Here is a 12,650-nt window from a genome sequence, read left to right as displayed (position 1 = left end):
GAATCACCATGGCCCAGGTCCAGCGCATGTCCCGGTTGATGATCAAGACGCTGCGCGACGACCCGGCCGACGCCGAGACCGCCAGCCACAAGCTGCTCGTGCGCGCCGGCTACGTCCGCCGCACCGCCGCCGGCATCTGGACCTGGCTGCCGCTGGGCAAGAAGGTGCTGGAGAACGTGTCGCGCGTCATCCGCGAGGAGATGGACGCGATCGGCGCGCAGGAGGTGCTGCTGCCCGCCCTGCTGCCCAAGGAGCCGTACGAGGCCACCGGCCGCTGGGAGGAGTACGGCGACCAGCTGTTCCGGCTCAAGGACCGCAAGGGCGCCGACTACCTCCTCGGGCCGACCCATGAGGAGATCTTCACCCTCATGGTCAAGGACCAGTGCACGTCCTACAAGGACCTGCCGGTGATGCTGTACCAGATCCAGACCAAGTACCGCGACGAGGCCCGCCCGCGCTCCGGCGTGCTGCGCGGCCGCGAGTTCCAGATGAAGGACTCGTACAGCTTCGACACCACCGACGAGGGCCTGGAGGAGTCGTACCGCCTGCACCGCGAGGCGTACCAGAAGATCTTCCAGCGGCTGGGCCTGGACTACCGCATCGTCTCCGCCGTCTCCGGCGCCATGGGCGGCTCCGCCTCCGAGGAGTTCCTGGCCCCCGCCGCGGCCGGCGAGGACACCTTCGTCGACTGCCCGGCCTGCGACTACGCGGCCAACACCGAGGCCGTCACGGTCACCGTCCCGGCGGTGGACGGCACCGGGCACGGCCCTGTCGAGGAGCTGGACACCCCCGACACCCCGACCATCGAGACGCTGGCCGAGCACCTGGGCGTACCGGCCTCCGCCACGCTGAAGAACCTGCTGGTCAAGGTGGACGGCGAGATCGTCGCGGTGGGCGTGCCCGGCGACCGCGAGGTCGACCTCGGCAAGCTGGGCGAGCACCTGGCCCCGGCCACGGTCGAGCTGGTCACCGCCGAGGACTTCACCGGCCGCGAGGACCTGGTGCGCGGCTACGTCGGCCCGCAGGGCCTGGCCGGGAAGTCCTTCACGTACCTCGCCGACCCGCGGGTCGCCCCCGGCACCGCCTGGATCACCGGCGCCAACAAGGACGGCAAGCACGCCCGCAACGTCGTCGCGGGCCGTGACTTCGAGGTGGACCGGTACCTGGACGTCGTCGTGGTCGAGCCGGGCGACCCCTGCCCCCAGTGCGGCGCGGGCCTTCGCATCGACCGCGCGATCGAGATCGGCCACATCTTCCAGCTCGGCCGCAAGTACGCGGACGCCTTCCAGCTGGACGTGCTCGGCCAGAACGGCAAGCCCGCGCGCGTCACGATGGGCTCGTACGGCATCGGCGTCTCGCGCGCCGTCGCGGCCCTCGCCGAGCAGACCTGCGACGAGTCCGGCCTGTGCTGGCCGCGCGAGATCGCCCCGGCCGACGTGCACGTGGTCGCCGCGGGCAAGGCCAAGCAGACCGAGCTGGCCCTGGAGGTCGGCGACAAGCTGGGCGCCGCGGGCCTGCGCGTCCTGGTGGACGACCGGGCGGGCGTCTCGCCGGGCGTGAAGTTCACCGACGCCGAGCTGCTGGGTGTCCCGAAGATCCTGGTCGCGGGCCGCCGCGCCGGCGAGGGCGTGGTCGAGCTGAAGGACCGCCGTACGGGCGAGCGCGAGGAGCTGACGGTCGAGGAGGCCGTGGCCCGGCTGAGCGCCTGACGCGGAGCGGCGCCAGGGGCCGTGCGGGACCGGGGAGCCGGTTCCGCACGGCCCCTGGCCCGTCTCCACAGCAGTGCCGCCCCTACAGCCAGGTGGCGAACTCCAGCAGCAGCTCACCGCGCTGCACGTCGCCGCCCGTCGTCGTCATCTCACGGATTCCCGAGTCCACCGCCCGGTACAGCGTCCAACTGCGCAGCCGGTCGCGGTCCACGTCCAGGGAGTCCGCCAGCTTGGCCACCCGGCGCCGGGCCGCCGAGGCCGCCCCGGAGCCGGCCGCCAGGTCCTCGAAGCGGTCCAGCACCAGCCAGGCCAGGTCGTACGCCCGCTCGCCGACCACCGGCGACGGGCCGACCGCCAGCCACGGCGCCCGTTCCCCGGCCAGCACCTTGCCCTGCCGGAACGCGCCGTGCAGCAGGACGCTCTCGGGGGCCTCGGCCGGCAGCGCGCGGCGCAGCTCCAGGCTCTCGTCCAGCAGCGGCCCCGCGGCCGGGGTCGACGCCCCGAGGGCGCGCAGCTCGGCGACGGCCTCCTCCGTACGGCCCGCCAGGGACGCGAAGGGGTGGCCGTCGGCCGGGGACACCCACAGCCGCCGTACCGTGCCGGCCGCCTCCAGCAGCGCCTTCGCCTCCGGCAGCGAGCGCAGGGACACCGCGCCCTGCAAACGCTCCAGGAGCAGCGCACCGGTGTCCGCATCGGCGCGCAGCAGTTGTGCCGCGCCCCAGCCGTCCCACTGCGCCAGCGCCGCGCCCTGGTGCGCCGGCGCACGGCCGGGGGCCGGGAACTTCAGCGCGGCCGGGGTGCCGTCGGCCTGCCGCACGTACACGAGCAGGCTGCTGCGGCCACCCGGCTCGTGCACCCGCTCCGGCGTCAACTCCCAGGCGTCCAGGCGCTGTCGCACCAGGGCGGGCAGCGCCTCCAGCCAGGCACCGGCCGGGCCGTCCGGATCGCCGCCGAGCGCGCTCACCAGCCGTCGCGGCGGTTCGATGGGTGCCGTAGCCATGCCTGTGCTGTCCCTTTCGGTGGACGTTCGGTGACCTCCCGGTGCGGGCGGTCGTCAGTGCCGGTCCGCGGCGGCGCCGGGTGCCGCGCCGGACGGGGTGCCGGCGCTCCCGGTCCGTTCCGCGAGCCCAGGGAAGGCTACGCCGCTGCCGCGCCAGCGCACCGCACGCACCGCGGCCTCCCGCAGCGCCCCGGCCGCGTCCCGGCGCCGCGGCCCGGCGCCGTCCCGTACGAGATCCGCGTACACGGCCGCGACCCGGTCCTCCAGCTCGGCGGCCAGCCGGACGGCGGCCGCCGCGTCCGGCACCGGGAACGGCAGCTCGTAGGCGGCCGCGGCGGCCCGCGGGGTGCCGCCCAGGTCCCGTACGCCGCGCCGCAGCTCGTCCCGGCGCGCGCGGTGCGCGTCGTAGCCCTCGCGCGCCTCCTTGCGCCGGTCGTCGCCGATCCGGCCGCCGACCACGCCGTAGCCGTAGACGGCCGCGTGCTCGGCCGCCAGCGCGGCCTGGAGTGCCCGCAGCTCGGCGCCGCGCGCGTCGCCCTCCGCCGCGTCCGTACGCGCCGCCCTGGATGTCAGCATCGCTGTGCCCCTTCCGTGGCCGGGCCCCGGCCCGGCCGCTGTCCCGTCGTGCGTGCGGCCGTCGCTGCGGCGTTCCTCACGCGCCGTCCTCCGCGAGCGTGAGCAGGTACGCGTGCGCCGCGCCCGCCGCCGCGACCGACGCCAGCAGCCTGGCCAGCTCCGGCGCCGCGCTCACCAGGGCCGTGGCGCGGGCGTCCGCGGTACGGCGCTCCGCCGCCGCGAGGTCCGTACGCGCCTGCTTCTCGTCGGGCGGGACGGCGGGCGCGGACGGCCCGGGGGAGGATGCGGCGGGCGAGGCGCCCGTACCGGGCCGGGCGGACGGGGCGCCGGGCGCGCCGGGCGCGGGGGAGACCCCGAACGCCGCCGCGTGCCGCGCCACTTCGGCGCGCAGCGGCCGCAGCCGTTCGCCGAGCCCGGGGTGGGCGGCGAGCGTCGCGTCGTACCGGGCGAGCAGCGCGGAGCTGTCCCGCGCGGCCTGCGCGCGCAGCCGCTCGTCCGCCGCCGCGTCCGCGTCCTGCCGGCCGCCGCCCGGCCCGGAACCGTCCGAGCAGCCGGTGAGCAGCAGGGCCGTCCCGCCGAGCACGGAACCGGCCAGCAGGGTCCTCCTGCGCGTGAGCGCGACGTTGTGCACGTGTGACTTCCCGGGGTCTTCGGTGGGGGCGGCCGTAGTGATCACCGCAGGCGAGCGTATCCGTGACCGGCCACCGAATCGTCAGTACCCCGCCGGAACAGCTAGGCTTTGACCCGACACGCGACCTTCCCACAACAGCACACGCGGCCGAGGAGTCACCCGGATGAGCACCACCCAGAGCGAGAGGCTGCGCGGACTGCTTGAACCGCTCGTCGCCGCGCGAGACCTGGATCTGGAAGAGATCGAGGTGACACCGGCCGGAAAGCGGCGTGTGCTGAGGATCGTGGTCGACTCCGACGACGGCGTGCAGCTCGACGAGTGTGCCGAGCTGAGCCGCGAGGCGTCGCAGGCGCTCGACGACTCCGACGTGATGGGCGGCGCCCCGTACACGCTGGAGGTCACCTCCCCCGGAGCCGACCGCCCGCTGACCGAGCCGCGGCACTACCGCCGCGCCGTCGGCCGCCTCGTCCGGGCCCAACTCCACGAGGGCGGCGAACTGGTGGCGCGCATCACCGCCATGGACGACGAGGGCCTGGACCTGGAAGTGCCGGGTGTGAAGGGGCGCAAGCCCACCGCCCGCCGGGTCGCCTTCGCCGAGATCGCCAAGGCGCGCGTGGAGATCGAGTTCAACCGCAAGCAGGACCAGGGGCGCGCGGACCGCGCCGAGCAGAACGACGAGAGCCAGGAGGAGGCGTAGCCGTGGACATCGACATGAGTGCCCTGCGGGGTTTGGTACGGGAGAAGGAGATCTCGTTCGACCTGCTGGTCGCGGCCATCGAGTCGGCCCTCCTCATCGCGTACCACCGCACCGAGGGAAGCCGCCGCCACGCGCGGGTGGAGCTGGACCGCAACACCGGACATGTGACGGTGTGGGCCAAGGAGGACCCGGCCGACCTCGAAGAGGGCGCCGAGCCGCGTGAGTTCGACGACACCCCGTCCGGCTTCGGCCGGATCGCGGCGACCACCGCCAAGCAGGTCATCCTCCAGCGGCTGCGGGACGCCGAGGAGGAGATCACCTTCGGCGAGTACGCCGGACGGGAGGGCGACGTCGTGATGGGCGTCGTCCAGCAGGGCCGGGACCCGAAGAACGTCCTGGTCGACATCGGCAAGCTGGAGGCCATCCTGCCGGCGCAGGAGCAGGTCCCCGGCGAGGAGTACGCGCACGGCACCCGGCTGCGCTCGTACGTCGTCCGGGTGGTCAAGGGGGTGCGCGGCCCGTCCGTGACGCTCTCGCGCACCCACCCCAACCTGGTGAAGAAGCTCTTCGCCATGGAGGTGCCGGAGATCGCCGACGGTTCGGTGGAGATCTCCGCCATCGCCCGTGAGGCGGGGCACCGCACCAAGATCGCCGTACGGTCCACCCGCTCCGGGCTGAACGCCAAGGGCGCCTGCATCGGCCCGATGGGCGGCCGGGTGCGCGCGGTCATGGCCGAGCTGCACGGCGAGAAGATCGACATCGTCGACTGGTCGGACGACCCGGCCGAGCTGGTGGCGCACGCCCTGTCGCCCGCCCGGGTCAGCAAGGTCGAGGTCGTCGACCTCGCGGCCCGCTCCGCCCGGGTGACGGTGCCCGACTACCAGCTCTCGCTGGCCATCGGCAAGGAAGGGCAGAACGCCCGGCTCGCCGCCCGGCTCACCGGCTGGCGCATCGACATCCGCCCGGACACCGACCAGGGCGCGGGCCAGGAATGATCCCGAGCCGCCGCCGGACGCGGGTCCTCCCCGCGCCCGGCGACGGCCCGGGACGGACCGGGGTGCGGCCGCAGCCGGAAAATCGGTGGCGGTCCACCGGAATTTTGAGCGACCGTTCGGGCATTACCCCGTAGGGGTGAGGTCGGCGCGGGGAGGTAGACTTAAGCAGTGTCTGGCCGGACGCATGCCCGCGTATGCCCTGAGCGCACCTGTGTGGGGTGCCGGGAGCGAGCGGCCAAGGACGATCTGTTGCGGATCGTGGCGATCGAGGGTGAGTGTGTCCCCGATCCTCGCGGTACGCTGCCCGGCCGGGGTGCTTACCTGCACCGGACCCGGGTCTGTCTCGACCAGGCGGTCCGCCGCCGGGTCTTCCCCCGGGCCTTCCGGGGCCGGGGACCGTTCGACGTGACGGCCTTGCGCCGGTTCGTCGAACGGACGCATGTTGATCAAGCTACACCGGTTGATCAGGCAACACCGTAAGAAAGCACAGCGCACGGAAAACCGTGCGGTCAGGTACCTCGCGAGTCGGAAGTAGGTCGAGATTGCGATGAGCACTCGATGAGTACGCGATGAGTACGCCCATGAAGTAGCGACGGTCCGGTCGACACCCGGACCTAGAAGGAGCGAAGTGGCTAAGGTCCGGGTATACGAACTCGCCAAGGAGTTCGGCGTTGAGAGCAAGGCCGTCATGGCCAAGCTCCAAGAACTTGGTGAATTCGTCCGTTCGGCGTCCTCGACGATCGAGGCGCCGGTTGTTCGAAAGCTGACCGACGCTTTCCAGGCGGGCAACGGCAACGGCCGTTCCGCCGGCAAGCCCGCGGCGCCGCGCAAGAGCGCGCCTGCAAAGCCGTCCGCGCCGTCCCCGGCGCAGGCGGGCCGTCCTGCCGCCCCGAAGCCGGGCGCCCCCAAGCCGGGCCCCGCGGCTCCGGCGCCGGCCGCCCCCGAGGCGCCGGCCGCCCCCGAGGCACCCCAGTCCCAGGCCCCGGCGGCTCCCGCCGAGGCTCCGAAGTCGGCCCCGGCCCCGGGTCCGCGTCCCACGCCGGGCCCCAAGGCCCCGGCGCCCAAGCCCGCTCCGGCCGCCCCCGCGCAGCCCGAGTTCCAGGCCCCGCCGTCGGCTCCGGCTCCCAAGCCGGGCGCCACCCCCGGCCCGCGTCCGGCCCGCCCGCAGCAGGGCGGCCAGGGTGGTCGTGACGGTGGTCAGGGCCGCGGCAACGCGCCCCGTCCCGGCGGCGACCGCCAGGGCGGCGCCCCGCGTCCCGGCGGCAACCGTCCGTCCGGCCCGCGTCCGGGCAACAACCCCTTCACGTCCGGTGGCTCCACCGGCATGGCCCGTCCGCAGGCCCCCCGTCCCGGTGGCGCGCCGCGCCCCGGCGGCCAGGGTGCCCCCGGCGGCCCGCGTCCGCAGGGCGGCGGCCAGGGTGGCCAGGGCGGTCCCCGTCCGCAGGCTCCCGGCGGCAACCGTCCGACCCCGGGCGGCATGCCCCGTCCGCAGGGTGCGGGCCAGGGCGGCCCGCGTCCCGGCGGCGGTAACCGTCCCAACCCCGGCATGATGCCGAAGAGCCCGGCCGCCGGCCCGCGTCCGGGTCCCGGTGGCGGCGGCGGTCGCGGTCCCGGTGGCGCCGGTCGTCCCGGCGGCGGCGGTCGTCCCGGTGGCGGCGGCTTCGCCGGCCGTCCCGGTGGCGGCGGTGGCGGTCGTCCGGGTGGCGGCGGCGGTTTCGCCGGTCGTCCCGGTGGCGGCGGCCCCGGTGGCGGCGGCGGCTTCGGCGGTCGTCCCGGCTTCGGCGGACGTCCGGGCGGTCCCGGTGGCCGTGGTGGCACGCAGGGCGCCTTCGGCCGTCCCGGCGGTCCCGCGCGCCGCGGTCGCAAGTCGAAGCGGCAGAGGCGTCAGGAGTACGAGGCCATGCAGGCCCCGTCGGTGGGCGGCGTCATGCTGCCCCGCGGCAACGGTGCGACGGTCCGCCTGTCGCGCGGTGCCTCGCTGACCGACTTCGCCGAGAAGATCAACGCCAACCCGGCGTCGCTCGTCCAGGTCATGCTGAACCTGGGTGAGATGGTCACCGCGACGCAGTCCGTCTCCGACGAGACGCTGCATCTCCTCGGCGAGGAGATGAACTACGTCGTAGAGATCGTCTCCCCGGAGGAGGAGGACCGCGAGCTCCTGGAGTCGTTCGACATCGACTTCGGCGAGAACGAGGGCGGCGAGGAGATGCTCGTCGCGCGTCCGCCGGTGGTGACCGTCATGGGTCACGTCGACCACGGTAAGACGCGACTGCTGGACGCGATCCGCAAGACGAACGTCATCGCGGGCGAGGCCGGCGGCATCACCCAGCACATCGGTGCCTACCAGGTCGCGACCGAGGTCAACGACGAAGAGCGTCGGATCACCTTCATCGACACCCCGGGTCACGAGGCGTTCACCGCCATGCGTGCCCGTGGTGCCAAGTCGACCGACATCGCGATCCTCGTGGTGGCGGCCAACGACGGTGTGATGCCGCAGACGATCGAGGCCCTGAACCACGCCAAGGCGGCCGACGTGCCGATCGTGGTCGCGGTCAACAAGATCGACGTCGAGGGCGCGGACCCGACCAAGGTGCGCGGCCAGCTCACCGAGTACGGCCTGGTGGCAGAGGAGTACGGCGGCGACACGATGTTCGTCGACATCTCCGCGCGCCAGGGCCTGAACATCGAGGAGCTGCTGGAGGCCGTGGTCCTGACCGCGGACGCCTCGCTCGACCTGCGGGCCAACGCCGAGCAGGACGCGCAGGGCATCGCGATCGAGGCCCACCTCGACCGTGGCCGCGGCGCCGTGGCGACCGTCCTGGTCCAGCGCGGCACGCTGCGCGTCGGTGACACGATGGTGGCCGGCGACGCGTACGGCCGGGTCCGGGCGATGCTCGACGACAAGGGCCAGAACGTGCAGGAAGCGGGTCCCTCGACCCCCGTCCTGGTGCTGGGTCTGACCAACGTCCCGGGTGCCGGCGACAACTTCCTGGTCGTCGACGAGGACCGCACGGCCCGCCAGATCGCCGAGAAGCGCGCCGCCCGTGAGCGCAACGCCGCGTTCGCCAAGCGCACCCGCCGGGTGTCGCTGGAGGACCTGGACAAGGTGCTCAAGGCCGGCGAGGTCCAGCAGCTCAACCTCATCATCAAGGGCGACGCGTCCGGTTCGGTCGAGGCCCTGGAGTCCTCGCTGCTCCAGCTCGACGTCGGCGAAGAGGTCGACATCCGGGTCCTGCACCGCGGCGTCGGTGCGGTCACGGAGTCCGACATCAACCTGGCGTCCGGCTCCGACGCGATCGTGATCGGCTTCAACGTCCGCGCCGAAGGCCGCGCGACGCAGATGGCCGAGCGCGAGGGCGTGGACGTGCGCTACTACTCGGTCATCTACCAGGCGATCGAGGAGATCGAGGCGGCCCTCAAGGGCATGCTCAAGCCGGAGTACGAAGAGGTCGAGCTCGGCACGGCGGAGATCCGCGAGGTCTTCAAGTCGTCCAAGCTGGGCAACATCGCGGGTGTTCTCATCCGTTCCGGCGAGGTCAAGCGCAACACCAAGGCCCGCCTGGTCCGCGACGGCAAGGTCATCGCGGAGAACCTCAACATCGAGGGTCTGCGCCGCTTCAAGGACGACGTCACCGAGATCCGCGAAGGCTTCGAGGGCGGTATCAACCTCGGCAACTTCAACGACATCAAGGTCGACGACGTCATCGCGACGTACGAGATGCGGGAGAAGCCGCGCGGCTGATCGCGTTCTCACCCCCGGGGCCGGTCGGCGGAAGGAAAATTCCGTCGATCGGCCCCGGCCGTTGCCTGTACGGTTCGAACAGTTCGTACATCTGGCATCTAGTGCCCCACGGGTGGCCTTACCCGCACCGCATGTACGTAGGGACGCTGTCCTTCGACCTCCTCCTCGGCGACGTACGGTCGCTGAAGGAGAAGCGCTCCGTCGTCCGCCCGATCGTCGCCGAACTGCACCGCAAGTACGCGGTCAGCGTGGCGGAGGTCGGCGAGCAGGATCTCCACCGCAGAGCCACCATCGGACTCGCGGTGGTGTCCGGGGACACGGGGCACCTCACAGACGTACTGGACCGCTGCGAGCGCCTGGTCGCCGCACGGCCCGAAGTGGAGCTGCTGTCGGTACGGCGGCGGGTCCACGGCGACCATGACGACTGAGCGGGTCGTCGGCGCCACACGCACCATGGTGAAAGACACAGAAGGAGACGGACCAGTGGCCGACAATGCGCGGGCGAAGAAGCTGGCGGACCTCATCCGGGAGGTGGTCGCCCAGAAGCTGCAGCGCGGTATCAAGGACCCGCGGCTCGGCAGCCACGTGACCATCACGGACACCCGGGTCACCGGCGACCTGCGGGAGGCCACGGTCTTCTACACGGTCTACGGCGACGACGAGGAGCGGGCCGGCGCGGCCGCCGGGCTGGAGAGCGCCAAGGGCATCCTGCGTTCCGAGGTCGGCAAGGCGGCGGGCGTGAAGTTCACGCCGACCCTGACCTTCGTCGCGGACGCGCTGCCGGAGACCGCCAAGACGATCGAGGACCTGCTCGACAAGGCACGGGCCTCGGACGCCAAGGTGCGCGAGGCGTCCTCGGGCGCCGCGTACGCGGGCGAGGCCGACCCGTACCGCAAGCCGGGCGACGAGGACGAGGACACCCCGCAGTAATGAAGCGCGAGAACACCGGCGCGAAGCGTGTCGAGCGCACCCGCGCCAAGCAGGGGGCGCCGGACGGCCTGGTCATCGTGGACAAGCCGGCCGGCTTCACCTCGCACGACGTGGTGGCCAAGATGCGCGGCATGGCCCGCACCCGCCGCGTCGGGCACGCCGGCACGCTGGACCCGATGGCGACGGGCGTGCTCGTGCTGGGCATCGAGCGCGCCACGAAGCTGCTCGGGCACCTCGCGCTGACCGAGAAGGAGTACGTCGGCACGATCCGGCTGGGCCAGACGTCGGTCACCGACGACGCGGAGGGCGAGATCACCGCGTCCAAGGCCGCGCACGGCCTGGACCGGGCGGCGATCGACGCGGGCGTGGCGGAGCTGACCGGCGCGATCATGCAGGTGCCGTCCAAGGTCAGCGCCATCAAGATCGACGGCAAGCGGTCCTACGCACGGGTGCGCAAGGGCGAGGACGTGGAGATACCGGCCCGTCCGGTGACCGTCTCCTCCTTCGTCGTCTACTCCGTCGAGGAGGCCGAGGCGGCGGACGGCACGCCCGTCACCGACCTGCTGGTCTCGGTGGAGTGCTCCTCCGGTACGTACATCCGGGCGCTCGCCCGCGACCTGGGGGAGGCCCTCGGCGTCGGCGGTCACCTGACCGCGCTGCGGCGCACCCGGGTGGGCCCGTACAAGCTCGACCGGGCCCGCACGCTGGAGCAGCTCCAGACGGCCGTGGACGACGAGGCGGGCGGCGGTCTGCCGGTCATGCCGATCGGCGAGGCGGCGGCCGCGGCCTTCCCGCGCTGGGACGTCACCCTCGACCAGGCGCGGCTGCTCACCAACGGGGTGCGCATCCCGATGCCGCGGTTCGACGAGGAGGGCGACGGACCGGCACGGCCCGCGGCGGCGTTCGCGCCGGACGGGACGTTCCTGGCGCTGCTGGAGAACCAGGGCGGCCGGGCGAAGAGCCTGGCGGTCTTCGCGGAGTGACGCGGTCCGCGGCTCGGGGCCGAGGCCCGGGGCTGCGGAGCAGGAGGACGGGCGGTGCCGTGCTGACGGCGCCGCCCGTCGCCGTACGTACCCGCCGCGCCCGGCGGCCCGTGGCTCCGGCGGCTGTCGGGGCGCGGACGGCGGCGGCGTGCTCCGGCGTACGGGTGACACGCGCGGGCCGGTACGGCGGAACACACAACCGGGGGTGCCGCACTCCACAGAAGCGAGGTGACCCTTCCCGCGAAGCGATGCGCGAGGCATGGCAGTCTTAGACCTGCGTAAGGCCGAGGGTGCCCGGATCCGACCGGGTTCTTCCCGGCGCAGTGACGGACGAGAGTTCTGGCGAGGAGCGGGCACAGTGCAGCGCTGGCGTGGCTTGGAGGACATCCCCGAGGGCTGGGGACGCAGCGTCGTCACCATCGGCTCCTACGACGGCGTGCACCGCGGGCACCAGCTGATCATCGGGAAGACGGTGGCGCGCGCCCGGGAGCTGGGTGTACCGGCCGTGGTGGTCACCTTCGACCCGCATCCCAGCGAGGTCGTACGGCCCGGCACCCACCCGCCGCTGCTGGCGCCGCACGAGCGGCGCGCGGAGCTGATGGCGGGCCTCGGTGTGGACGCCGTGCTGATCCTGCCGTTCACCACCGGGTTCTCGAAGCTGGCCCCGGCCGACTTCGTGGTCAAGGTCCTGGTCGACAAGCTGCACGCGCAGCTGGTCGTCGAGGGGCCGAACTTCCGCTTCGGGCACAAGGCCGCGGGCACCGTCGAGACGCTCACCGAGCTGGGCGGCACCTACGACTACGCGGTCGAGGTCGTCGACCTGTTCGAGCGCGGGACGGCGGGCGGCGGCGAGCCGTTCTCCTCGACCCTGACCCGGCGGCTGGTCGCCGAGGGAGACGTCGCGGGCGCGCGGGAGGTCCTGGGGCGGCCGCACCGGGTCGAGGGCGTCGTGGTGCGCGGCGCCCAGCGCGGCCGGGAGCTGGGCTTCCCGACGGCGAACGTGGAGACGCTGCCGCACACCGCCATCCCGGCGGACGGGGTGTACGCGGGCTGGCTGCACGCGGACGGCGAGAAGATGCCGGCGGCGATCTCGGTCGGCACCAACCCGCAGTTCGACGGCACCGCGCGGACCGTCGAGGCCCACGCCATCGACCGCGTCGGCCTGGAACTGTACGGCCTGCACGTCGCGGTGGACTTCTACGCGTACCTGCGCGGCATGGAGAAGTTCGAGACGCTCGACGGGCTGCTGGAGCGGATGGCGGTCGACGTGAAGGAGACACGCGAGCTGATCGGGGCGGCCGAGGCCGAGGATCAGGCCGGGAGCTGACGGCGGATCACGAGGGCCCGCTCGCGGGCCCCGCGACAACGGGACAGGGCCCGGCACTCT

At 73.3% G+C, this 12,650-nt stretch carries 12 protein-coding genes; 9 read left to right on the top strand and 3 right to left on the bottom strand.

The features are described from left to right. The first annotated feature begins 8 nt into the window (after window positions 1-8). Window positions 9-1,709: a proline--tRNA ligase gene (locus AB0A97_RS06590; RefSeq protein WP_361145474.1), complete on the top strand. Its 1,701-nt coding sequence runs from the start codon at window positions 9-11 to the stop codon at window positions 1,707-1,709. A gap of 82 nt (window positions 1,710-1,791) precedes the next feature. Here the strand turns inward: AB0A97_RS06590 and AB0A97_RS06585 are convergent, their stop codons facing one another. From AB0A97_RS06585 to AB0A97_RS06575, 3 genes are all read right to left on the bottom strand, one after another. After that, a complete protein-coding gene (locus AB0A97_RS06585; protein WP_361145471.1) occupies window positions 1,792-2,709 on the bottom strand; it encodes an aminoglycoside phosphotransferase family protein in 918 nt (305 codons plus the stop codon). 54 nt (window positions 2,710-2,763) lie between these two features. Beyond that, window positions 2,764-3,285, bottom strand: coding sequence for a ferritin-like domain-containing protein (locus tag AB0A97_RS06580; RefSeq protein WP_361145468.1), 522 nt, complete (start codon window positions 3,283-3,285; stop codon window positions 2,764-2,766). Between the two features lie 76 nt (window positions 3,286-3,361). Further along, on the bottom strand, window positions 3,362-3,961 hold the full coding sequence (locus AB0A97_RS06575; RefSeq protein WP_361145465.1) for a hypothetical protein: 600 nt from the start codon (window positions 3,959-3,961) through the stop codon (window positions 3,362-3,364). Between the two features lie 118 nt (window positions 3,962-4,079). Here AB0A97_RS06575 and rimP point away from each other — a divergent pair, with 118 nt between their 5' ends. From rimP to AB0A97_RS06535, 8 genes are all read left to right on the top strand, one after another. Continuing rightward, window positions 4,080-4,613, top strand: a complete 534-nt coding sequence (gene rimP, locus AB0A97_RS06570; RefSeq protein WP_361145462.1) for a ribosome maturation factor RimP — start codon at window positions 4,080-4,082, stop codon at window positions 4,611-4,613. 2 nt (window positions 4,614-4,615) lie between these two features. Beyond that, entirely contained in the window at window positions 4,616-5,608 is a 993-nt protein-coding gene (gene nusA / locus AB0A97_RS06565; protein ID WP_031009511.1) for a transcription termination factor NusA, read from the top strand. Between the two features lie 168 nt (window positions 5,609-5,776). After that, entirely contained in the window at window positions 5,777-6,088 is a 312-nt protein-coding gene (locus AB0A97_RS06560; RefSeq protein ID WP_361145459.1) for a YlxR family protein, read from the top strand. A 148-nt stretch (window positions 6,089-6,236) separates the two neighbouring features. Beyond that, window positions 6,237-9,350, top strand: a complete 3,114-nt coding sequence (infB, locus tag AB0A97_RS06555) for a translation initiation factor IF-2 (RefSeq protein WP_361145456.1) — start codon at window positions 6,237-6,239, stop codon at window positions 9,348-9,350. A 131-nt stretch (window positions 9,351-9,481) separates the two neighbouring features. Further along, window positions 9,482-9,778, top strand: coding sequence for a DUF503 domain-containing protein (locus AB0A97_RS06550; protein WP_031009515.1), 297 nt, complete (start codon window positions 9,482-9,484; stop codon window positions 9,776-9,778). 55 nt (window positions 9,779-9,833) lie between these two features. Then, window positions 9,834-10,280, top strand: a complete 447-nt coding sequence (gene rbfA, locus AB0A97_RS06545; protein WP_030024332.1) for a 30S ribosome-binding factor RbfA — start codon at window positions 9,834-9,836, stop codon at window positions 10,278-10,280. Beyond that, complete coding sequence (gene truB / locus AB0A97_RS06540) at window positions 10,280-11,263, top strand: tRNA pseudouridine(55) synthase TruB (protein ID WP_361145452.1); 984 nt, start codon at window positions 10,280-10,282, stop codon at window positions 11,261-11,263. Before rbfA ends, truB begins: the two co-directional genes overlap by 1 nt. 358 nt (window positions 11,264-11,621) lie before the next feature. Then, a complete protein-coding gene (locus AB0A97_RS06535; RefSeq protein WP_361145448.1) occupies window positions 11,622-12,590 on the top strand; it encodes a bifunctional riboflavin kinase/FAD synthetase in 969 nt (322 codons plus the stop codon). The last annotated feature ends 60 nt before the right edge of the window (window positions 12,591-12,650 follow it).

Origin of the sequence: Streptomyces sp. NPDC045470 (assembly GCF_040646595.1) — a bacterium.
Lineage (GTDB): Bacteria > Actinomycetota > Actinomycetes > Streptomycetales > Streptomycetaceae > Streptomyces.
The sequence above is the reverse complement of the archived record's forward strand: the minus strand, read 5'-3'. Positions and strand labels throughout refer to the sequence as shown.

Coding starts and splice junctions, on each gene's coding strand:
- AB0A97_RS06585 (WP_361145471.1), bottom strand. CDS start 2,709: ATGGCTACGGCACCCATCGAACCGCCGCGACGGCTGGTGAGCGCGCTC.
- AB0A97_RS06590 (WP_361145474.1), top strand. CDS start 9: ATGGCCCAGGTCCAGCGCATGTCCCGGTTGATGATCAAGACGCTGCGC.
- rimP (WP_361145462.1), top strand. CDS start 4,080: ATGAGCACCACCCAGAGCGAGAGGCTGCGCGGACTGCTTGAACCGCTC.
- AB0A97_RS06580 (WP_361145468.1), bottom strand. CDS start 3,285: ATGCTGACATCCAGGGCGGCGCGTACGGACGCGGCGGAGGGCGACGCG.
- truB (WP_361145452.1), top strand. CDS start 10,280: ATGAAGCGCGAGAACACCGGCGCGAAGCGTGTCGAGCGCACCCGCGCC.
- AB0A97_RS06550 (WP_031009515.1), top strand. CDS start 9,482: ATGTACGTAGGGACGCTGTCCTTCGACCTCCTCCTCGGCGACGTACGG.